The organism is Pseudomonas sp. FP597 (genome assembly GCF_030687435.1).
Classification (GTDB): domain Bacteria; phylum Pseudomonadota; class Gammaproteobacteria; order Pseudomonadales; family Pseudomonadaceae; genus Aquipseudomonas; species Aquipseudomonas lactucae.
Genome location: NZ_CP117432.1, coordinates 3199416 through 3220452 on the forward strand (window position 1 = coordinate 3199416; position 21037 = coordinate 3220452).

17 protein-coding genes and 3 pseudogenes are annotated in these 21037 nt (G+C 60.8%); 13 read left to right on the top strand and 7 right to left on the bottom strand.

Features of this window, described 5'->3' with window-relative positions:
* Positions 1-210: 210 nt before the first annotated feature.
* The 7 genes and pseudogenes from gcvA to PSH66_RS30170 form a co-directional block, all read left to right on the top strand.
* Positions 211-1116, top strand: coding sequence for a transcriptional regulator GcvA (gene gcvA / locus PSH66_RS14820; protein ID WP_042944638.1), 906 nt, complete (start codon positions 211-213; stop codon positions 1114-1116).
* A gap of 74 nt (positions 1117-1190) precedes the next feature.
* On the top strand, positions 1191-2018 hold the full coding sequence (locus tag PSH66_RS14825; RefSeq protein ID WP_003173785.1) for a DMT family transporter: 828 nt from the start codon (positions 1191-1193) through the stop codon (positions 2016-2018).
* Between the two features lie 29 nt (positions 2019-2047).
* On the top strand, positions 2048-2809 hold the full coding sequence (locus tag PSH66_RS14830) for an SDR family oxidoreductase (RefSeq protein WP_305429527.1): 762 nt from the start codon (positions 2048-2050) through the stop codon (positions 2807-2809).
* 292 nt (positions 2810-3101) lie between these two features.
* On the top strand, positions 3102-4139 hold the full coding sequence (locus tag PSH66_RS14835; protein WP_318278529.1) for a substrate-binding domain-containing protein: 1038 nt from the start codon (positions 3102-3104) through the stop codon (positions 4137-4139).
* A gap of 1393 nt (positions 4140-5532) precedes the next feature.
* Positions 5533-6426: pseudogene (locus PSH66_RS30160) on the top strand (ATP-binding protein); the annotation flags it as partial.
* A 294-nt stretch (positions 6427-6720) separates the two neighbouring features.
* Positions 6721-7009, top strand: a pseudogene (locus PSH66_RS30165) (response regulator transcription factor); the annotation flags it as partial.
* Between the two features lie 566 nt (positions 7010-7575).
* Positions 7576-7866, top strand: a pseudogene (locus PSH66_RS30170) (ATP-binding protein); the annotation flags it as partial.
* A 12-nt stretch (positions 7867-7878) separates the two neighbouring features.
* Here the strand turns inward: PSH66_RS30170 and PSH66_RS14845 are convergent.
* Positions 7879-10767, bottom strand: coding sequence for a DUF4132 domain-containing protein (locus PSH66_RS14845; protein WP_305429529.1), 2889 nt, complete (start codon positions 10765-10767; stop codon positions 7879-7881).
* Between the two features lie 30 nt (positions 10768-10797).
* Positions 10798-11238 (bottom strand): hypothetical protein, encoded by a 441-nt coding sequence (locus PSH66_RS14850; RefSeq protein WP_305429530.1) that lies wholly within the window; start codon positions 11236-11238, stop codon positions 10798-10800.
* A gap of 328 nt (positions 11239-11566) precedes the next feature.
* Here PSH66_RS14850 and PSH66_RS14855 point away from each other — a divergent pair, with 328 nt between their 5' ends.
* The 3 genes from PSH66_RS14855 to PSH66_RS14865 all read left to right on the top strand — a co-directional run bounded on the left by PSH66_RS14855 (position 11567) and on the right by PSH66_RS14865 (position 14743).
* Positions 11567-13048, top strand: a complete 1482-nt coding sequence (locus PSH66_RS14855) for an APC family permease (protein WP_305429531.1) — start codon at positions 11567-11569, stop codon at positions 13046-13048.
* A gap of 247 nt (positions 13049-13295) precedes the next feature.
* Complete coding sequence (locus PSH66_RS14860) at positions 13296-14006, top strand: hypothetical protein (RefSeq protein ID WP_003173792.1); 711 nt, start codon at positions 13296-13298, stop codon at positions 14004-14006.
* Positions 14007-14122: 116 nt separating this feature from the next.
* The gene (locus tag PSH66_RS14865) at positions 14123-14743 is read left to right on the top strand and encodes a response regulator transcription factor (RefSeq protein ID WP_305429615.1); all 621 of its coding nucleotides are present in this window, start codon (positions 14123-14125) and stop codon (positions 14741-14743) included.
* Between the two features lie 158 nt (positions 14744-14901).
* On the opposite strand, the gene PSH66_RS14870 is transcribed toward PSH66_RS14865, so the two are convergent.
* Positions 14902-15297 (bottom strand): hypothetical protein, encoded by a 396-nt coding sequence (locus PSH66_RS14870; protein ID WP_042944641.1) that lies wholly within the window; start codon positions 15295-15297, stop codon positions 14902-14904.
* 382 nt (positions 15298-15679) lie between these two features.
* Complete coding sequence (locus tag PSH66_RS14875; protein ID WP_078824574.1) at positions 15680-16318, bottom strand: response regulator transcription factor; 639 nt, start codon at positions 16316-16318, stop codon at positions 15680-15682.
* Between the two features lie 96 nt (positions 16319-16414).
* Here PSH66_RS14875 and PSH66_RS14880 point away from each other — a divergent pair, with 96 nt between their 5' ends.
* The 3 genes from PSH66_RS14880 (at position 16415) to PSH66_RS14890 (ending at position 18949) form a co-directional block, all read left to right on the top strand.
* On the top strand, positions 16415-18031 hold the full coding sequence (locus tag PSH66_RS14880; protein WP_003173798.1) for a hybrid sensor histidine kinase/response regulator: 1617 nt from the start codon (positions 16415-16417) through the stop codon (positions 18029-18031).
* Positions 18032-18209: 178 nt separating this feature from the next.
* Positions 18210-18401 (top strand): hypothetical protein, encoded by a 192-nt coding sequence (locus tag PSH66_RS14885; RefSeq protein WP_042944646.1) that lies wholly within the window; start codon positions 18210-18212, stop codon positions 18399-18401.
* 89 nt (positions 18402-18490) lie between these two features.
* Entirely contained in the window at positions 18491-18949 is a 459-nt protein-coding gene (locus PSH66_RS14890; protein WP_078824575.1) for a GFA family protein, read from the top strand.
* Between the two features lie 2 nt (positions 18950-18951).
* Here PSH66_RS14890 and PSH66_RS14895 read toward each other — a convergent pair whose 3' ends face one another.
* From PSH66_RS14895 to PSH66_RS14905, 3 genes are all read right to left on the bottom strand, one after another.
* Entirely contained in the window at positions 18952-19479 is a 528-nt protein-coding gene (locus PSH66_RS14895) for a DinB family protein (protein ID WP_305429534.1), read from the bottom strand.
* 383 nt (positions 19480-19862) lie between these two features.
* Positions 19863-20474 (bottom strand): LysE family transporter, encoded by a 612-nt coding sequence (locus PSH66_RS14900; protein WP_078824577.1) that lies wholly within the window; start codon positions 20472-20474, stop codon positions 19863-19865.
* Between the two features lie 92 nt (positions 20475-20566).
* A complete protein-coding gene (locus PSH66_RS14905; protein ID WP_003173808.1) occupies positions 20567-21037 on the bottom strand; it encodes an arsenate reductase ArsC in 471 nt (156 codons plus the stop codon).

The following is a 21037-nucleotide window of genomic DNA, read 5'->3' on the forward strand; positions in this document are numbered from 1 at the left end:
GAATACATCTGTCACTGACCCACCTATATCGGGAGCAAGCCCCCTCGCCACAGATTCATCGCGGTCTCGAAAAGCGGTGTAGATGCCCAAGCTTCTCCATGCCGATTCCTTGTGTTTCAGCCGACGAAGGTGATCGCCAACGAATTTGGCTCTAACATGAGCCAATCTTCATGCTGCGCTTTTCCCGACCACTCGCCGGACGCCTCGCCTATGAGAGACCTGCCACCCACCGCCACGTTGCGCGCTTTTGAAGTCGCCACGCGGCACCCGACCTTTACCGCTGCGGCGCAGGAGCTGCATGTGACGCAGAGCGCGGTCAGCCACCAGCTCAGGCATCTCGAGGCGCTGTGGGGGTTGCAGTTGTTCGAACGGGGCAGGGCGTTACGCCTCACGGCAGCGGGGGCTACGCTGGCGCCCATCGTGCGAGAGTTTTTCATGAGCCTGGAGGCGACCTTGGGCGACCTGCGCGAGCAAAAAGGCCGGGTTCGACTCAGCGTCAGCACCACCTATTCCTTCGCACTGAAATGGCTGCTGCCACGCTTGCCGAGTCTTTCTCGCCAGCATCCCGAGCTGCTGGTCTCGCTGGATACCACGGACGCAGTCATCCACTTCTCCGACGCTCAGGCCGATGTCGCGATCCGACTCGGCAAAGGCAACTACCCAGGGCTGTACTCGGAGTTCCTGTTTGGCGAACAGGTGTTTCCCGTGGCCAGTCCCGAGCTGCTGCAGCGCGTTGGAACACCGGGCAGCCCCACCGAGTTGTTGCGTTTACCGCTGCTGATCCGGGATGGCGCCGAGCTGGCGCCGAAATGGGAGGTGTGGTTTGAAGCGGTCGGCCTGGCATTTTCGCCGCTCAGGGAAAGCGTCAGGTTTGGCGATACCAACATGACGGTTGAGGCCGCCTTGCTCGGCCAGGGCGTGGCGTTGGTGCGCAGCGGGCATGTCGAGAACGAAATCAGCGATGGCCGTCTGGTGCGGCTGTTCGATGTGCAGTTCCAGTCGCCGCTTGCCTACTATTTCGTGTGCCCCAAGGGCATCGAATCGCAGCCGCACATCGCACGCTTTCGTCGATGGTTGGTCGGCGAGGCGCTGAAAGTCCAACAAGCAGATCAGTGATCCATGAGCATTCGCTCATGCTGCAATGAAGAGACTTCGCTGTCGTCCGGGCGCGGGGTTGCCTAAAGTGGCGTATGCCTATTCATCTCGTGGTTCTCGTCCTGTTTGCCGCGCTGCTGCACGCCAGTTGGAATGCGCTGCTGCGCGGCGGTGCGGACCGGTTATGGTCGATGACGGTGATGTGCATCGCCATCGCCGTTACCTGTGTCCTCGCCGCCACGTTCATGGTGCGCCCTGCGCCTGAAAGCTGGGGCTATGCGTTGCTGTCGGGGTTGTTGCATGTCGGCTACAACCTGTTCCTGGTGCGCAGCTACCGGGTCGGCGACCTGGGGCAGATCTATCCGATTTCGCGTGGATCGTCGCCAGTGCTGATCACCCTCGGGGCTGCGGCTTTTGCCGGGGAACGCATCGCTCCGGGCGAGTTGCTCGGTATTGCGCTGGTGTCGGGCGGAATTATTTCGCTCGCCTTCAGGGGGCGCAGCCTGTCGGTTCCCAGCCTGCCTTTCGCGCTGGGCACGGGCGTCTTCATCGCAGCGTACAGTGTCGTCGATGGTATCGGCGCCAGGCTCTCCGGTGCACCGCTTGCCTACACGGTGTGGATGTGCGCCTTGTGGGGTGTGCTGATGCCGGTGGTCTACATCGGCCTGCGCGACGCCCGCAGCCTGTTCTGCGTGCGGCCTGGAGCAGTCTCCGCCGTGGTGGGTGGGCTCGTTTCTTTGCTCGCCTATGGCGTGGTGATCTACGCCATGAACGAAGCGCCGTTGGGTGCGGTATCGGCCTTGCGCGAAACCAGCGTGCTGTTTGCGGTGTTGATCGGCTATCTGTTCCTCGGCGAGACGCTCACCGTCCGCCGGATTCTGGCGTGCGTCGTGATCGTCAGCGGCACGCTTCTCATCGGCTGACACGGCCAACGGCTCAGGGAGTCTTTTCAATGGGTAATGTCTCGCAGGTACCGCTGATTCTGATCACCGGCGGCAGTCGCGGAGTGGGGGCGGCAACCGCCCGGTTAGCCGCCGCAAACGGCTATGACGTGGCGATCAGCTACGTTGCCAACGAACCCGCGGCGCTGGCAGTGGCGGCGCAGGTGCAAGCGTTAGGGCGCAAGGCTTTGGCCATGCGCGCCGACAGTGCGGACCCTCGGCATGTCGCCGATTTGTTCGCGGCCATCGACCGTACGTTCGGGCGAATCGACGTGCTGGTCAATAATGCCGGGGTGCTGGAGACGCAGTCACGTCTGGAAGACCTCGGCTTCGAGCGCATGCAGCGCATTTTCGCGGTCAATGCCATCGGGCCGATACTCTGTGCCCAGCAGGCGGTGAAGCGCATGGCTTACCGGCACAACGGGCCGGGCGGTGTGGTGATCAACGTCTCTTCGGCCTCGGCGCGCCTCGGCAGCCCCAACGAATACGTCGACTATGCAGCCTCGAAAGGTGCCTTGGAGACGTTTACCATCGGGTTCGCCAAGGAAGTGGCGCGGGAAGGCATACGCGTCAACTGTGTTCGCCCAGGGCACATCTACACCGACATGCATGCCAGCGGCGGCGAGCCGGGGCGTGTCGATCGCGTCAAGGACTCGATCCCCATGGGCCGTGGTGGTCAGCCGGAGGAAGTGGCGCGCGCCATTCTATGGCTGGCCAGCGAACAGGCATCCTTCGTGACGGGGACATTCCTGGATGTGACGGGCGGTAAATGAGTCTGCCCGGCCGGGAGCAACTCGAGTCGTCGCACCGCCCCTCCCACATTGGCGAGTTCCACACAATCGACTGAAATCCGCCATGATCGCGCGCGCAGCTGGCACATTGAGACTATGCTCATTGCCAAATGCAAGCCATGTCGTGGTTTCAATTGTCGCCCGCCAAGGAAAGGAGCCGTATGTGTCTGGATCTCAATGTTGTCCGGCAGTGCCGCAATGGCTTCATCGACAGGTTGTGGGCACGTGCAGGCCGAGCCTGTGGCGCTTCGCCGCCTGCCTGAGCGGGCTGGTGATGGTGGCCGCCAATCCTGCCCAGGCTGCCGACGGCAGTATCGCCGGTGGCCCTGCCGCGAGCTATAGCATCGCCTTCAGTAACTCCTACGCGGGCAGCGATTTTCGCAAAGTGATGGTGCGCAACTGGCAGGAAATTGCGCAGCAAGCGCAACAAGAGGGCTTGATCCGCGAGGCTCCGGTGGTCAGCGCCAATAACTCGGCGTCGGAACAGGCGGCTCATATCCAGGACATGATCGTCAAGGGCGTCGATGCCATCGTTGTCCTGGCCGCGTCCGACACGGCCCTCGACGGCGTGATCCGCGATGCCTGCAACGCCGGCATCGTGGTGGTGGTGATGGCCAGCAAGGTCACCGAAGGCTGCGTCTATACCGTGGACTACAACTGGTCCGCCATGGGCCGCGTGGAAATCGACTATATCGCCGAGCGCCTCAAAGGCAACGGAACGCTGCTGGAGATCCGCGGCATTGCGGGTGATGCCACCGATAAAAACATCAGCGACGGCATTCGCAAGGCCGCCAGCGACTATCCGGGCCTGAGGTTCGCCAAGACCGTATACGGCAACTGGACGGGGGCCGTTGCACGCAAGGAGGTGTCGCTGGCGTTGCCGTCGTTGCCCGTCATCGATGCCGTTGCGACCCAAGGGGGCGACGGTTATGGGGCGGCCATGGCGTTCAAAGCGGCGGGACGCCCATTGCCGATCATCGTGATGGGCAACCGTCAGGATGAACTCGCCCTGTGGAAACAGGAACGCGAGGCCAATGGCTACGAGACCGTCTCCGTTTCCGCTTCGCCAAGCGTCTCCCAAGTGGGGTTTTGGGTGGCCCAACAGATTCTGGCGGGCAAACGGGTACCGAAGTTCGTTGAAGTGCCACTGGTGCGCATCGATGCCAAAGACCTGGACACCTGGCTTGCCACGATGCCGGTGGGCGGCGCCGCCAATCCTTTCTACAGCCAGGCTTCCGTTGTGGCGATGATCGACGCGGCCAACAATCATACGGCGCCGCCGGCGCCTGTGCCGGAGGTCAAGAAACAGTAGTGGCGGTTGGGGAGCAAGGGCCATGCTGACATTCAAAACCGCCAGGGACCGGCCCATTGCCGTCAAGATCGGCCTGGCGGTCGCCGCACTGGTGTTCCTGATGCTGGCGGTGTCGCTCGTGAACCTCTACGGGCTGCGCGGCATGGTGCGCGCGGTGGATTCGGCCAGTCATTCCGCGGAAATCCTGGCGTCGGTCAACGGCGCCACCGGGCGGGTGGAGAACTTCATTGCCACGCGCGACCAGGAAAGCCTGTCCCAGGCCGAAGGCATGGTGGCGACGGCTATCGCCGGCCTGACCGCCATTCCGGTGGCAGAGGCGCAATCGCTCAAAGGCAGCCTGGAACGGCTTGCCTCGGCTATCGCGGCCCTGCGCACGGCGACCCTGACCATGGATGGTGAAACGGAGAACATGACCACCCACCATAGCCGGATGCGAGAGGCGACGACCCTCATCGAACAAGGCATTGCCGATGGGCTCAAGGACCTCGACACCCGTGCGGCTGAACACCAGGCTCGGGTGAGCAACATCGAAAGTGCCCACCGCATGCTGGATGTGCTGCGCAACGGCGAGCGGATCATCACCGCCAATGTGGCCAGGATGCTGCTGAGCGGTGATGGAACGGCCGCCACTGCGGCGCGCAACGCCTGCGCGGCACTTCAGCCGGTGGTCGAACAATTGCGCGAGGTGATGGGAACGGCGGATGCAAAAGAGAACCTGGACCAGTTGGCCGCGGCGATCACTGCGGCCGGCCTGGCGGTGGAGCACCTTGGCGAGGCGCCCAAGCTGCGCGGGGGCGAGGCGTTGCGGCAGCTCGCCGCTGTCGGGGATGTGGCCGAGCGTCTCGAAGCACAGTTGGGGGATGTGGATGGGCAGGTTGCCCATGACGCAAGCGACATTCAGGCCGCCACCGGATTGCTGCACAATGCCGCGGCGTTATCCAAGCGTTTCGCCGAACGCGTGGCCACTCTGGAGGCGCAGACCTTGTCGTTTCGCCTGTCACCGTCGGCCGAGATCGCCGACGCTGTCGGCACCCTGCTGGACGAACTCTCGCGTGTTGCGCGTGTGCTCCCTTCGTCCGTGGGGACGCAAGCCAATGCGACGCCGGTGACGGTCAAGGATCAGATTGCCGGCTACCGAGCGGCATTCGCCAGGTTCCGCCAGGCAAGCAATGCCTTGAGCGACGCGCGCGACCAGGTTCGCAACGAGGCTCGCAGTGCTGGCCTGTTGGTGGCGCGCTTCGCGGGTCAGGCGCGCTCCGATGCCTTGGTCCACAATGACCGCGGCATGCTTGCGACGATCATTGCGGGCACGGTCGCCATCCTGTTGGCCGGCGCCATCGCCTGGAGCACCTCGCGATTTGTTGCGCAGCCTATCGTGGCCCTGGCCTCGGTCATGCGCCGGCTGGCGGCCGGCGACCTGCGCACCGGGATCGCCAGCGTCGAACGCGGCGATGAGATTGGCATCATGACCCGCGCGGTACGCGTGTTCCAGGAGAATGCCCTGCGCATCCGCGTGCTGGAGGCCGAGGCCGAGGCCGAACGACAGCAGGTCCAGGCCTCGTTGGAGCGAATGGTCGCCGAGCGTACCGACACGCTGCATCACCAGACCGAGGTGCTGGAGGCGCAGGCCATCGAGCTTATCCAGGCGCGCAATCAGGCCGATTCGGCCAACCAGGCAAAGAGCGATTTCGTGGCCACGGTCAGCCACGAACTGCGCACGCCGCTGACCCTCATTCTCGCCCCCCTGGAACAGCTGTCGGCAGCGACGCTTGTGCCGGCCGACTGGCGGGTGCAAATCGAGCGCGCCCAACGCAACGCACTGCGCTTGATGAACCGGGTCAACGACATCCTCGATTTCTCCAAGGCCGAAGCGGGCAAGTTCGAGGTGTGCCCGACGCTGGTCGACTTGAACAATGCGGTGGGGGTGCTGGCCGAGGATGCCGCCATGGTGGCCGAGGGCAAGGGGTGCACCTTGACCTGCAGCATCGATCCCGCGCTCGGCACGGTGTTCCTGGACCCCCGACACTTCGAGAAAATTCTGCTCAACCTGGTGAGCAACGCCATCAAGTTCACGCCCGCTGGCGGCACCGTACACCTGGCAGTGACGCCGCTGGATGGCGAGCGATTTGAACTGGCGGTGCAGGACTCGGGGATCGGCATTGCGCCTGAGGAACTGCCGTTGCTGTTCCAGCGGTTTTCCCAGATCGACAATTCCGCCACGCGCCATTACAGCGGCACAGGCATCGGCCTGGCCCTGGTCAAGGACCTGGTCGAACTGATGGGGGGCGAAGTCGGCGTCAGTAGCGAGCCGGGACGCGGGTCGTGCTTCTTCGTTCGACTTCCGCTGGGGGCCGAGCAAAACGCCTTGCTGAGCGAAGCCAGTACGATGCATGAGCCATCGTCACCGAGCACAGCGAGCACGACCGAGCAGCGCCATCTGCGTTTCGACGACGGCCGCCAGGGCAGTCCGGCGCAAGGCGTAGACGACGAGCAGCACCCGGAACACGCCGCGCGATCCAAAGTGCTGGTGGTGGACGACAGCCCGGAAATGCTCAGCTATCTCAGCGAGCTTTTGCGTGACGACTATGTCGTCGCCACCGCGGTGGATGGAGAGCAGGCCTGGGCACTCCTGCAGCGTCGCCCCATCGATGTCGTTGTCTCGGATGTGATGATGCCGCTGCTCGACGGCTTCGGCCTGACCGCCAGAATCAAAGGCAGCCCCGGTTTTGCCCACTTGCCCGTGATCCTGGTGACCGCTCGCGGCGGCAGTGATGCCTGCGTTTCCGGGCTGGAGAGTGGCGCCGATGACTACATCGCCAAACCCTTCTCGCCGCTGGAACTCAAGGCTCGCGTGCGCGCGGCGCTACGCATGAGCCAGGTGCAAAGCGAACTGCACGCAAAATCCCGCCAGGCGGGCATGGCCGAAATCGCCACCGCTGTGCTGCACAACGTTGGTAACGTCCTCAACAGCGTGAACGTGTCGGCAGACCTGGTCAGCAACCAGATGCGCACCTCCAAAGTCCAGGGGCTGGGCAAGGTCGCTCAACTGATGAACGAACACGTCGATGACCTGAGCGATTTTCTCGCCAACGATCCCAAAGGCAAGATGCTGCCCGACTACCTGCTCAAGCTGGCGGAGGTGGTGACGGCAGAGCAACAAGGCATTGTCGAAGAACTCGGGCAACTCACCAAGGGCATTGACCACATCAAGACCATCGTCGCTGCCCAGCAGTCCTATGCCGTTGCGGTCAGTGTCGTGGAGACAGTCTCGGTCGCCGGGTTAGTCGACGATGCGTTGCGCATGAGTGCCGGTTCGCTGGAGCGTCAGGGGGTGACGCTGGTCAAGAGGATTGCCGACTTGCCCTTGCTGCCGCTGGATCGGCACCGGGTGTTGCTGATTCTGGTGAACCTGATCAGTAACGCCAAGCATGCGTTGGAAGGCGTGGCTGATCGCAGCCCCTGCGTTACGCTCGATGCCTGCCTCGTTGACGCATCAGTCCTGCGTATTTCAGTGACCGATAACGGCAACGGGATCACGCCAGAGCACTTGGCGCGGATCTTTTCGCATGGCTTCACCACTCGCAAGGAAGGCCACGGTTTCGGCCTGCACAGCTGTGCCCTCGCTGCGCAGGAAATGGGCGGCCGCTTGACCGTGCATAGCGACGGGGCCGGGCAGGGCGCAACGTTTACCCTGGATATTCCCCTTGATGCCGCACCGGATCAGTGATGAGCGGCGATATCAGCCGCCGCGCTGTATCTGCTCCAGTATCAGGCTGTCGGTGATGTTCAGGTCGTCCAGCAACAGAAACATCTTGCTCAGTACCTCGGCCATTTTCTGGTCCGTGTCGGCGAACGGCAGGTAGAACTCGCTGACGCCACTGCCGGCGGGCACGATGCACAGGTAATTGCCGGGCTCGATATGGATGGCTGCGCTGCCCAGATGAATGCGGTAGTTCGCACGCTGGCCGGTGACGTACAGAAAATGCCCTGCACATTTGACGTTTCGCAGCCCTAGCCCTTGAATCAACGCGCCGACCAGTTCGGCGCGGCGTTGCAGGGTTTCGTTACTGGTGCTGTAACCGTCCGCGGCATGGGCCACGCAGACCAGCAGGTCGGCGTCACGCATGACTTGCGAAAACAGCAGCGGCGGGACCTGCTCAAGCGGTAGGGCTGTCCGGTCGCGGTAGAACGCGATCGTGTCGAAGGTAAAGTGTTCGGTTTCCGAGAGGTAATGGCCGGTGTCCAGAAAGTTGAACATCGCGTAAATGCCGTGCTCCTTGCTCTCGAAATAGATGTCTTCGACGCTTGAGGTCGACCAGCCGCGGGCCTGCAGCAACCGCGCGGCGACCTTGGCTTTGAGGCGGTGGCCGGCAAATCGGTTGGACCACAGGCCGGTGTCTTGCTCAGCCGGCGTCAGCAGGTACAACTCGCGAAAGGCCTGTTTGAACGGCTGCACGCGGCGCTGGGTCACCACTTCTTTTTGCCAGGCCGACAGTTGGCCCGCCGTGAACAGATGAAACGGGTGAGCAATACGCAGGTGTTTTTTTGCGCTGTGCGGGCGGCCTTCAAGGTCGGTCACCGTCAGCGTTGCGGCATCGAACCAACCCAGCACAGCGTCGTCAGCCTGCACAATCAGTTGTTCCAGCAGCAGGCGCACCGCAGGCATGTTCAACAGCGGTTTCAGCGCGTCCAGCGCCAGGGCTTCGCCGCTGCTCATCATCGCTTCCAGGGTGTGGCAGAAGCGCGCGATCTGGTCCTTGAGCTGGGTTTGCCGGGTCTTGAGGGCGACGAAGTCGGGATGTTTGCGAATCGCGGGCGGTGCGGTTTTCAGGGTTTTTCCGGCTTTGCCGACGTGCAGTGCGGGCGACAAGCCGTCGATGATCAGTCTGACGTCATAGCCATCGATCGTGGCGGCCGTCACTGCCGACTCGGCGATCTGCGCTTCCATGGCCCATTCCAGGCGAATCGCCGAGGGATAGCCGGCGACACGCGCGAGATTTTCCAGGCCTGCCTGTATCGCGGCATGGGAGTTGGCTTGTCGTTCAGCGCCGTATTTGCGCACCTCTTTGTGCAGTTTCTTGAACATCAGATAGCGCTGGCGTACGTCGTCCGCGTCCGTGACGGGCAGTACCCCATAGATGCGCATGGACGCCTGTGCATGGCGGGTCAGTTTCTTTTCCAGCGCTGCTCGGCCGACGCCCTGGTAGGCGTCGAGCAGTACACGCGTCTCGGGAAACGCCCAGTGCGAAGGTTCGAGTGCCGCGAGGTAGTCGCGCAGGTGGTCGGGGTCGGCCTCGGCCAGCGCCTTGTCCAGCAAGTAGCGGTCCACCACACCCACGGTCTCATCCTGTGTGTTGGGCAGGTCACTGCCCCAGCCGGACTGCGGTGCCAGGGCAATGCTCAGGTATTCACGCTGGAAGGCTTGCAGATCATTCCAACCGAGCGCGTCGAGCACCACGCGGCTGGCATGCCCGGCGTAGGGCAGGGCGGTCAGCAGGGTATGCCTGGAAAAACCGTTCAGCGCCGCGAGCAGTTCAGCCGATGCGGGCTTGGGCAATGTCTGAAGCGCCAGGAAGCGCTCGAGCACGGCGGCCGTATAGCCGAAGCCGTCGACAAAATTATCCGGTGTCATGCCCAGCCTTTCGATCACCGCCAGGGACTGCAGCAACCAGCGGGTCTGATACACCTCTACCGAACGAAAGGTGTCCGCCAGCTTCTCGGCGTTTTCGGGCAGCCCAGCCAGGGCGTCCTCGACATAACGCACGGTGAAGCGCGCCAGTTCAGGGGGCACGGCTGCGGACCCTTCAGCGGCAGGGGCTGCGCTTTCGGTTGACTCATCATCGTCGAATGCGTCCTCGGCGTACCGATCCATGTCCACATCATCGCTGTCCAGCCCGGCGTCGTCTGCGTAGAACATCATGGCGCGGCCCCAGGTATTGGCCGCCCGGACGAAGCGCGGGTAATCGAGGCGGCCCGCGGCCAGCAGGCCCAGTGCGAAACGCTCGATTTCCTGGTGCACGTAGACATAGGCATCGGCGATTTTTCGCGTGTCTTCATCCGGCGGCGAAGGCGGCTGCTCGCGGTTCCAGCTGCCGTCCAGCAACCATTCGGCGAGCGTCAGCCAGGCCGGGGCAGGCGGGTAATTGCTCAGGCGATTGAGGCAGGCCTGAACGTCAGGAAAAGCCCAGGCCTGGTCCAGACTTCTGCGGTAATAGGCAGGGCCATCTTCGTCAGTGGGCAAGGGATAGTCACTGTCCTCGAAGGCAAATTGCAGCATGTGCCGCAGTCGCGCACCGATCTGCTCCAGCGCATAGGTATCCGGGTGCGCGGTGATCCACGCGTCGCAGAGTCGATATTGCAGGCCGTAGCGCTGTTGATCGCGGCGATCCTCCAGGTCGTCCCAGACGGTCGGGAACACAAACCCATCAGCCAGCGCCTTGGGTCCCTCCTTGGGCTGCTGCCTGACCCAGTCATCGGCGATGCGCAGGAAGTCGATGCCGTCCCAGAAATCGAGCTCGAACGCGTCATATCGGCTGAGCGCGGGATAGCCATCCAGCGCGCTGTCACAGAATGCGCGCAGCGCAGCGAGGCGTGTGGCTTGTTCGGGCACGGGGCGGCGTGATTGCATGAGGGCATCCAGGGAAGTGAGCGACGAGGATCAACCGCCAATCAGCGGCACCAGGCGGATAAACGCAAGCGTGGAAGGGGGACTCAAGTCGATGGGGTCATCGAGTGTTTGCAGCAAGACGCCGTTGTGCAGAACGCGGAACGCACGGGCTTGAAAACCCTTCAAGGCGCGAGCGACCTCAACGTCGACATCCAGCTCCGCAGCTGCGCTGGCCTGAGGCATGGTCACCGCGCCTTCACGGGCTTGCCGCCGAATATCGCGCTCGCTCAGGTATTGACGGTCGAGCACTTCACGCAGCGACAGGTGTTCCAGCCAATGCTGGACCGACAGCGCGGCGATCTGTTCGGCAACGGACAGGCGAATGAGCTCGGCGACCGTCAAGGTCAACGACTGCGGCGTGAGGGTCACAGGGGGCAGCAAAGGCTCCTGGCGCGCACCTTTGAGGCAATAGCTATGGACCACGAACTCCATGACGCATTCCTTGCAAACCAGGCCAGCCGGGCGGATGGCGCTTTAGCATAGCCCGGCCTGCAATAAACGTCATCGACCGTCGCCGTCACGCTGACGGCCAGCCATCTATTTAATCGAACGCCGCTTTCGGTATTTAGTATTTGCCGACCTCCGGGTCGGCTATTAGTCTCGGTCCATCCACACCGAACGCTGGCAAGCCGCTCGTCACAGGCGGCGTCCAGGCAACACGCAACAACCACTACAAGAATACCGATCCGGGACGCGCCGTCAGGCGTTGGCCACGGCTTCGGACATCCAAAATCTGCCGATTTTCTGGAGCCACACCGCCATGAGTGCACGACCTGACCTCGGCGCAGACGCCGACAGCGATGCCGAACAACTGCGCAAACTGGGCTACACCTCGAACTTCAATCGCAGCATGAGCCTATGGGAAAACTTCGCCCTGGGCTTTACCTACCTGTCGCCGGTGGTGGGCGTTTACACCCTGTTCGGCCTCTGCCTGGCGGCCGGCGGCCCGCCGATGTTCTGGGCCTACCTGCTGGTGGGTTGCGGGCAGCTGCTGGTGTGCCTGATCTTCGGCGAGGTGGTTTCGCAGTTCCCGATTTCCGGCGGCGTCTATCCCTGGGCTAGACGTCTGGTGGGTAAACGCTGGGCGTGGATGGTCGGTTGGATTTACTCCATCGCCCTGTGCGTCACCATCGCCGCCGTCGCGGTCGGCGCCGGTCCCTACCTCGCGGCGATGCTCGGTTTCGAGCCGAGCAACAACACCAATATTGTCATTGCCGTGCTGCTGACGCTGTTTGCGACCCTGGTCAACCTCAGCGGCACCCAGGTCCTGGCCCGCATCGCCATGTTCGGGTTTCTGTGTGAACTGGTCGGCGCGGTGATCGTTGGCGTGTATCTGCTGGTGTTTGAACGCCACCAGCCGATCAGCGTGCTGTTCAACACGTTCGATATCCGTGTCGACGGCTCTTACTTGCCGGCGTTCCTCACCGCATCGCTGGCGGGCATGTTCCTCTATTACGGCTTCGAAGCGTGCGGCGACGTGGCCGAGGAAACCCCGAACCCGAGCAAGCAAATCCCGGTGGCCATGCGCATGACCATCTACATCGGTGGTGTCGCCGCGATGTTTGCCTGCCTGGCGCTGATCCTCGCCGTGCCGGACATGCAGGCGGTGATCAACGGCACCGATAAGGACCCGGTCACCACCATCCTCAACAATGCCTTCGGCAGCGTCGGTTCGAAGGTGGTGATGGGCGTGGTGATGGTCTCTTTCATCTCCTGCGTGATCAGTCTGCAGGCCGCCGCCAGCCGACTGCTGTATGCCTACGCCCGCGATGAAATGGTAATCGGCAGCGGCCTGCTGAAGCGTATTTCGCCGACCACCCAGGTGCCGGTGGCCGCGCTGTTCGTCTCCGGCGTGCTGCCGACGCTGATCATCGCCCTCGGTTTCTTCCTCCAGGACGCCGTGGCGACCATCGTCAGCTTCGCGGCGATCGGGATTTACCTGGCCTTCCAGATGATCGTGCTCGCCGCCCTGTACGCGCGCGCTCGAGGCTGGAAACCCAGCGGCAAGTTTGCCCTGGGCGGCTGGGGCCTGCCGGTGAATATCGGGGCGCTGGTCTATGGCGTGGGCGCCATCGTCAACATGGCCTGGCCGCGCACGCCGGACGCGGCGTGGTACATCAACTATGCGATGTTGCTGAGCACGGCCATCGTCATTGGCCTGGGCCTGCTCTACATGTGGTTGGGCAAGCCCTATGACCGTGGCACCGCGCCCGCCGGCGATGCCTGGAACGCCAGCCGGTAACGGCCAGCGACTGGGCACCGATCCGTTTGTTTATCCGAATGCGCACTCAGTCCTGCCTGATCAGTTCGACTCTACGATTGAGTGCCTTGCCTGCGCCTTACAAAACTGTCGTGCTCAACACAGCGCAATAGCACAGCCGTCCTATTGCCACGCGCTTTAGCGTTGGATCACAGTTGCTCCGCTGTTCAATCCGCCCTATAGAACGTGAACAAGGATCTGTTTTTTGAAAAATTCAACCACCAGAAAAATGGTCTTGACCTCGCTGATGCTTGCTGGCGCTACCTGGACCGTGGCAGCGGTTGGCGCAGCGGAGTCCTCGGCGCCGTGCACCAATGAGGCGGATTTCCAGGCGGGCACTGTGGTGGATTATGAAAGCCGCGATAACCTGTCCTCGGTAACCAGTCGCAATAAGACGCAAGCGTTGGGCCGTGAAGATTTCGCCGGCGCCAATCCAGTGGCTTCATTACACACGACGTTCATGAACAACTCACCGGTGTTTTTCACGACTACCTATGCGCAAATCAAGGACGGTCAGTTGATTCGCTACGGTGATCGGCATGGCGCCGGCGCTTCATTGACCACCACTGTTTACAATCCTCCTCCCGCGACACCGCTGGATTTACAGCCGGGGCAGACAGTCACCGTCAGCTACAAGAACCAGGTGGTCAGCAGCGGCGCCACACTTGATTTCGAGGTGACGGAAAAGCTGACCTACAATGGCCGTGAGACGATCAAGACGCCACTCGGGACGTTCGAGACCTGTCGGTTCACCAATGAAATTTCGTCGGGTCCCACGTCCGGTAAGCAACCGAAACAGACGGTCAGGGTGCAGAATTGGCTTGCTGCAGAGGGGCCCTACCGTGGGCAATCAATCAAATCAGCCAGTCCCTCTGGCGCGGAGGGGCAGGAGCGAATCGTTGAAGTGCTCAAGATGCACTATGAGACGGGGGCCAACTAACTCGCCTTGAGGGGTAGTACAGGTGTACTAGTTCAGGTGTTCTATATCATAAGTTGTATGACTCGGACATGATCGGTGCGTGTTTTCAATGATCTGAACGGGTTGTGCTTGCTGATATGAGTTGCCGAATTGTCGTGGCGGACGGGCACCCGCTTTATCGAGAAGGGATGAGAGGGCTACTGCAATGTTTAATGCCTGAGGCAATCATAAAGCAGGCGGGAAACTTGGAAGAGGTCGGTGTTCTTCTAGAGCGCTGGCAACCGGTTGCCATGCTGTTTATCGAAGTGCGGTTGCCGGGATTGTGCTCCCTGCAAGCACTTGCAAAGCTGTGTAAGGAAAGAGTCTCTACTGCAATCATCGTTGTTTCGGCAATTGATGACGACGTGGTCATTGCGCGTGTGATGGAGGCGGGCGTCAATGGATTTATTGGTAAGAATGTTTCAGCCGAAGAAGTGCGCGACGCTATCAGCGCTATTCGTAATGGCCAAGTCATAGTCAAATACGAGCCTGCCGACGCACCTTTGTTCGAAGGTAATGACGTTATAGGCAAGCTGACGTCAAGGCAGAGGGAAGTCTGGCGCTTGATCGCGCAAGGTAAAACCAACAAGGAAATTGCCGCTGAACTGGAAATCTCTCCCTATACCGTACGTATTCATGTGTCTTCGCTGATCCGTGTGTTGAATGTGCCTAACAGAGCGGTCGCCGCGGCGCGTTTCGCTGGACGCTACACCTGCTAGTCCGTGGGGTCCTCGTCCGCGCTCGATGGCGATGCGCAGGAATATCGACGCAATGATCAATGTCGGGATATCGGCGAGGGGCATCCAGGTGGCGGCATCACTGGATGCCGCCCCTGAGATCGGTGAGCGAACCGTTCGGCGGTCTTGTCAGGAACGGGTCAGTAAAGCCTGTAGTAATCCACCACGTCGTCGACGAAGTAAATGATCAGCCTCGACCCTTGGTTCTGGTTCTGGATCTTTTTAGTGTTGGTAGCACTGCTGACGTCATTGGCGACGCCCTGGGCTTTGGATACTTGTGCGGAGGCGTCGTACATCTTCAGGCTGGTCTCGGTCGAGACATATTTATGAGCCAGGGCCATGTACTTGTCGAGACCCTCTTCGCTCTTACTGTAGGTCCAGCTTGATTCGTTGCTTTTGCTGCTTGAATCAAGATGTTCCTCGGCTGGCGTGCCAAACAATTGCGTCACTTGAGTCTTGGTGGTCTTGCCGGGAATAAGGGTCTTTTTCAGGTAAACAACATCGTATTTTTGCGCTCCCGGGTTCAAGGAACTCATCAAGTCGCCAGTGTTTGCACAGCCTCCGAGGACGCCGGTGAGCAAGCAAAGTGTGAATCCGATTCTCAGTCTTTTTCCATATTTTAAGCACATAAGACGTACCTTGAGTTGTGTTATGAACTGTTCCATTTCGACCGGATTTACGAAAAAGTTGACCCGCGGAGTGCAACTAATCGCCCCGTTGATTGCAGTGCGAATAAACACGCGAGAACGCGACAGCCTGACGGCTGAAGTGGGTTCCGGCATGCGTTCCGGTTTGCTGTTTTAAGACGTTGTCGAGCGTGCACAGCTTAGGGGGGGAGTGTGAGCTGACGCTATAGTGCAGATGTGCTATAGGCGAAAAGCGTCTGTATCACCCTCATTGTTTGCGCCGTGTTGTGACTTATGTATCGAGTTTGCCCGCCCACCCGCTAATGCCGGGAAAGTTGCTGAATTGAGCCGCAGCTGCCGCACGCGTGGGCACCCCCAGGGATTTAAGCAGCGTGGAAACATGGATGCGTACGGTGAACGGAGAGATACCCAGTTGCTTGGCGATCTCCTTGTTGGTCTTGCCGGCGGCGATCAGGCCGAGCACTTGCTTTTGGCGGGCGGTGAGCGAGGAAAGGCTGGGATCTAAGACGGGGTTTTCAGGGTTGTATTTGACCACCACTTCGCCTTCACGAATCGCCATGATGGCGTCGGCAATGCCTGCTGGGTCAACATTCTTGCCGATAAAACCATCGGCGCCTTGCGCGATGACCTGGGAAATAATCTCCAGGTCGTCGATCATCGACACCACAATGATCGAGGTACGTTTGAACTCGTTGCGCAATTGGCCGATGGCGTGCGTCGACGTGATACCGGGGAAGCGCAGATCGAGGATCAACGAATCGACTTCCGCGCCGGATCGCGCCAATGCCAGCACTTCATCCAGATTACCCGCCTGCTCTATTACCGCCGCGGGCATAAGCCGCTCAAGGGTTCTCAGCATACCTTCGCGAAACAGAGGGTGGTCATCTGCCACTATGATTCTGTGCGTCATGCTCAAGGTCCATCTCACCTCCTGATCGGCGCATCGTAACGCAAACTGTAACTCTGTGTTTCAAATTTGAAGCGGGTTTCACGTTGGAGAATTGCAATGAACATGACGGAAAAGAACAGCGAGTTGGATCAGGCCACGTTGCGTTTGACGGTCAGCACCTGTGCCTCGTTGTACATTTTTGTGGTGGCCTGCCTGCCTTCCAGTGACTTCGCCACCTACGTGCCGATCATGTGGTACATGGCGTTTTTCATCAGCGTGGCGGTGCCTCTGCGCATGGCGATCAAGCGTTGGCCAGGACACTTCTTCTGGCGTCGATTGTTCGCCATGGCCCATGACTATACGGGCATCTCTTTCGCCATGGTTGTTGGCGGGGAAGGGGCGTTGCCGGTCTACGCGGCCTTGCTATGGGTCACGCTGGGCAATGGCATGCGCTTCGGCTCACGTTACCTGGCCGCCGCGACACTCATCGCTCTGGGCATGCTGATCATGATCTTCGTGCTGACGCCTTTCTGGCGTGGTCAGCCCTACATGTTCCTCATGCTGATCGTGACCACCATTGTGGTGCCTGCCTACGCCCATATCCTGCTCAAACGTACACGTATCGCATCGGAAGAAGCGATCGCCGCCAACCAGGAGAAGTCACGCTTCCTGGCCCAGGCCAGTCATGACCTGCGCCAGCCGATTCATTCCATCGGCCTGTTCACCGCATGCCTGCGCGACGCGAAGCTGGGCAGCGAAGAACTGCGCCTGGTGGACAACATTGACCGCTCGCTGCACACCGTTTCCCAGCTGTTCCGCTCGATTCTGGATATCTACACCCTCGACAACGGCAAGCTTGAACCGCAATCGGAGCCCGTGAACCTGGGGGCTCTGTTGCAGGATGTGGTCAAACAGAACACCGAAGCGGCCCGCTGGGCCGGGGTTGAACTGCGCCTGCGCCCTTGTCAGCATTGGGTGAACGTCAATGCCGGGTTGTTGACCACCATGGTGCAGAACCTGGTGTCCAACACGCTCAAATACGCATCCGGCCAGCCGGTATTGATCAGTGTGCGTCCCAGAGGTCGGGGGTTGGCTATTGTCATCTACGACAAGGGACGCGGTATCGCCGCCGAGCATTTGCCGAATGTATTCAAAGAGTTCTATCGGGTGCGTCATGCACGTGACAAGGACGTCGAGGGCCTTGGGTTGGGCCTGTCCATCGTCAAGCGTATCAGCCAACTGATCAATCTGGATATTCGGTTGGACTCCCGACTCGGCCAGGGCACATGCGCCACCATCCTGGGGCTGGAGCGCATCCTGCCACGTGCCGAGGCGCAACGGCCGCCGGCCACGCACAGTCGCCTGCAGGGCCTGCGGGTGTGCCTGGTGGAAGATGATGCCAATGTGCTGATGGCGACCTCGGCCTTGTTGGAAAAATGGGGATGCGAGGTGGAGACCCATAGCGATGGACTGAACGTGACGACCGACTGCGACATCGTCATTGCCGACTTCGACCTGGGTCCGAAAATTTCAGGCGCCGAGTGTATTGCCGCGATTCGCGAGCAGCGTGGCTGGGAAGTCCCGGCGATGATCATGACGGGGCACGAAATCGAGCGTATCCGCAGCACATTGACCCACATGAATATCTCGATCCTGTCCAAGCCGGTGCGTCCGCCCGAATTGCGAGCGACGTTGCTCGAACTGACCAAGCATTTCGCCAGACCGGTCGGTTAGCAGGCGGCTGTCTGCGTCCAGTGGCGCGGCCGGTGCCTTTACTTTTGAACAAGGATGGAGTTGTCAGAACACCTTCACGACGCTCGTTTTTGGAACAACGCAACACCTGCCACAACGCTGGATGAGGGTGTAAGGTAGTCTGCGCAACCCGTGGAAATCTCAGGAAAGCGAGGTGACTATGAGCGTTCCAATGTTGAAAAAGCTGCATCTGAATGGGTACCACATCGTGCAGGTCAACTACGGACCCTGGCGCGTGTGTACGCACAACGACCGGTTGGCGTCCTTCGACTCCCGTGAACAGGCGCTGGCGTATGCCGCGGCTCTTCCGGGGTACAAGGTGCGCCACAGGCCGGTGTCCAATGATGATTGAGTGTTAAGAGGAAGCCCTGGTTTGACCGGGGCTTCTGCATAGAGCGTCTACGAAAAACTGCTTCCCCTGATCATAAAAAGGACTGAATGATGAGTGTCGAAACCCTGCCGCAAGCGGGCAGTTGCCGTTGTAACCGCGTGCGCTTCAGCGTGAGCCAGGCCCCTGTGATCACCATGGCCTGTCACTGCACCGGCTGTCAGAAGATGACCTCCAGCGCATTCTCCCTCAGCGCACTGTTCGCTGCCGACGCTTTCACCGTGACGCAAGGCTGCCCCGTGGTTGGCGGGCTGCATGGCCTGGATCGCCACTACTGCTGTTCCCATTGCATGAGCTGGCTGTTTACGCGTCCTCATGGCATCGATGAGTTCGTCAATGTACGCGCGACCTTGCTGGATAATGCCCACGATTACGTGCCGTTCATGGAAACATGGACCTGTGAAAAGCTGCCCTGGGCGGTCACTCCGGCTGTCGAGCACTTTGCGCAACTGCCTGAACCCCATGACTTTGCGCGCCTGATGCAGGCCTATGCCCAATTGCAGGCACGCTGAACTCAGTCGATCAGCGCCAGCAGGTCGGTGTCGCCAACATCCACCCCCGCCTGGGTCAGCAAGGTCGTCACTTGCCCTCGGTGGTGGGTTTGGTGGTTGAAGAAATGCGTCAGCAGGCTGAAAAACGGCTTGCTGGCCGCCACGCCGCGCATGTTGCGATAGTGCAGTTGCTGGTCGAGATCGGGCTCACGCAAGGTGCTGACCCAGTCGAGGATCAATTGGTCCAGCCAGACGCGACGGGCCGCCAGCGCATCCAGGTCGGCGAAGGCTAATTGCTTGAGGTCACCGGGCTGGGCGATGGTCTCCAGGGGGACCAACGCCGTGAAGCCTGCCGGGTGCTGGGCAAAGCGCTTGAGCCAGACCGTGTCACCCAGCGCCAGGTGATTGAGCGTGCCGAGAATCGAGCCGAAAAATGCCTGGCGATCCAGGCGCACTTGCGCCTCTGACAGCTGAGCGGCAGCGTCATAGACCTTGCGGTTCATCCACTGGTTGTAGGTGGCCATCAGCGCGACCTGTTCGATACGGTTCACGTCGCTTATCTCTCATCGGCTGCTGAGTTGGGTTTCAGCGTACATTCAGGCAAGTGTTGGCCTCTGTCTGGGTATCTACACATCTCGGGTATGGTCGAACCTGTGGCGAGGGAGCTTGCTCCCGTGACTATCGGGCAGGCGATCAAGTTGCAAGACATTTAAGCGGTCAAAGTGTGGGAGCGGGCTTGCTCGCGAAAGCGGAGTGACAGTCACCAAATTCATTGACGGATCCACCGTATTCGCGAGCAAGCCCGCTTCCACATTTTGAACCGCAGTGCATCAGATCAGTACCGGGGCGCCAGTCAGTTCGTCACGGGAGCAAGCTCCCTCGCCACAGGTTCAAAGTCGCATCCAGGATGTGTAGAACCTATGCCTGTATAACTTCATACACCCTGGGCCGCGAGCACCGCCAGATAAATCAATACCACACCGCAGGTGCCATAACTGATGCGCTGCCACAACGGGGATGCGTTCTTGCGCAACAGGTTCACCAGCGCGGCGATCAGAAAACACGACAGCACCGAGGCCAGCATAAACCCGGCAAAAAACATCAGCGTCTGCCCATGGCTGGGCGTGGCGCCGACGATACCGGACAACGCGCTGCCCAACGCGCCCCAATAAACGATGTTCTTCGGGTTGGCCAGGGAAATCGCAGCACCCACCGCCAGTGCGTTTTTCCCGGAGCTGGCCGGTGCGTCGTCCGCCTCGGGCAGGTGCCAGGCGTCAATCAGGCTGCGTACGCCGAGCCAGGCCAGGTACAGCGCGCAGATCACCGTCAGCGGCACACGCACGGCGTCATGCTGGATCAGCAGGGCGATGCCGGTCAGGCCGATCACCGCCCACACGGCATCGCCCACCAGTGAGCCGATCTGTACCAACAGCGCAGGCGTGAACCCCTGGAGCAAGCCGCGACGCAAGGTCTCCGCCAGCACGGCGCCGGGGGAGAGGCAAAACACAAAACCAAACACCAGTGCGTAAAAAAAGATCGCCAACATGCCCGCTTCCTTTCGAGAAAGTCGCAAAGCATACGTCAGCAGGCGCGCTCAAATCGACTGTTGATTGACCCGTTGTGACTGCTTTTCTGCGGCTACAGTGCTGCGATGCGCGCGAGTTCTGCCTTCAACTCAACCGGCGCGAGGTTGGCAAAGGGCAGGGCGAAGAACGCCCGGCAGCGGGTTTCGATTGTCTCGAGCGTGGCGTTGAACGCAGCGTCCACACGGGCTTCATCGCCCTGCACATCGGAAGGATCCTCCAAGCCCCAATGCGCCTTCACGGCCGGCCCGAAATACACCGGGCAGGCTTCACCGGCGGCCTTGTCGCATACTGTGATCACGATGTCCGGCGGGCTGCCTTCAAAGGCGTCGTTGCCCTTGCTGTACAAACCCTCGGTGCTGATGCCCGCAGCTTGCAGCGTACTCAGGCTGCGGGGCAGCACCTGGCCCTTGGGGAAGCTGCCGGAGCTGACGGCCTCGAAACCCTCGGGTGCGAGGTGGTTGAACACCGCCTCGGACAAAATGCTGCGGCAGCTGTTGGCCGTACACATGAACAGAACTTTCAT

Excerpts from the sequence above, each read along its gene's own strand:
- PSH66_RS14905 (WP_003173808.1), bottom strand. The coding sequence starts at position 21,037 with ATGAAAGTTCTGTTCATGTGTACGGCCAACAGCTGCCGCAGCATTTTG.
- PSH66_RS14830 (WP_305429527.1), top strand. The coding sequence starts at position 2,048 with ATGGGTAATGTCTCGCAGGTACCGCTGATTCTGATCACCGGCGGCAGT.
- PSH66_RS14825 (WP_003173785.1), top strand. The coding sequence starts at position 1,191 with ATGCCTATTCATCTCGTGGTTCTCGTCCTGTTTGCCGCGCTGCTGCAC.
- PSH66_RS14855 (WP_305429531.1), top strand. The coding sequence starts at position 11,567 with ATGAGTGCACGACCTGACCTCGGCGCAGACGCCGACAGCGATGCCGAA.
- PSH66_RS14845 (WP_305429529.1), bottom strand. The coding sequence starts at position 10,767 with ATGCAATCACGCCGCCCCGTGCCCGAACAAGCCACACGCCTCGCTGCG.
- PSH66_RS14890 (WP_078824575.1), top strand. The coding sequence starts at position 18,491 with ATGAGTGTCGAAACCCTGCCGCAAGCGGGCAGTTGCCGTTGTAACCGC.
- PSH66_RS14875 (WP_078824574.1), bottom strand. The coding sequence starts at position 16,318 with ATGACGCACAGAATCATAGTGGCAGATGACCACCCTCTGTTTCGCGAA.
- PSH66_RS14900 (WP_078824577.1), bottom strand. The coding sequence starts at position 20,474 with ATGTTGGCGATCTTTTTTTACGCACTGGTGTTTGGTTTTGTGTTTTGC.
- gcvA (WP_042944638.1), top strand. The coding sequence starts at position 211 with ATGAGAGACCTGCCACCCACCGCCACGTTGCGCGCTTTTGAAGTCGCC.
- PSH66_RS14835 (WP_318278529.1), top strand. The coding sequence starts at position 3,102 with ATGGTGGCCGCCAATCCTGCCCAGGCTGCCGACGGCAGTATCGCCGGT.
- PSH66_RS14880 (WP_003173798.1), top strand. The coding sequence starts at position 16,415 with ATGAACATGACGGAAAAGAACAGCGAGTTGGATCAGGCCACGTTGCGT.
- PSH66_RS14870 (WP_042944641.1), bottom strand. The coding sequence starts at position 15,297 with ATGAGTTCCTTGAACCCGGGAGCGCAAAAATACGATGTTGTTTACCTG.
- PSH66_RS14860 (WP_003173792.1), top strand. The coding sequence starts at position 13,296 with ATGGTCTTGACCTCGCTGATGCTTGCTGGCGCTACCTGGACCGTGGCA.
- PSH66_RS14865 (WP_305429615.1), top strand. The coding sequence starts at position 14,123 with ATGAGTTGCCGAATTGTCGTGGCGGACGGGCACCCGCTTTATCGAGAA.
- PSH66_RS14850 (WP_305429530.1), bottom strand. The coding sequence starts at position 11,238 with ATGGAGTTCGTGGTCCATAGCTATTGCCTCAAAGGTGCGCGCCAGGAG.
- PSH66_RS14885 (WP_042944646.1), top strand. The coding sequence starts at position 18,210 with ATGAGCGTTCCAATGTTGAAAAAGCTGCATCTGAATGGGTACCACATC.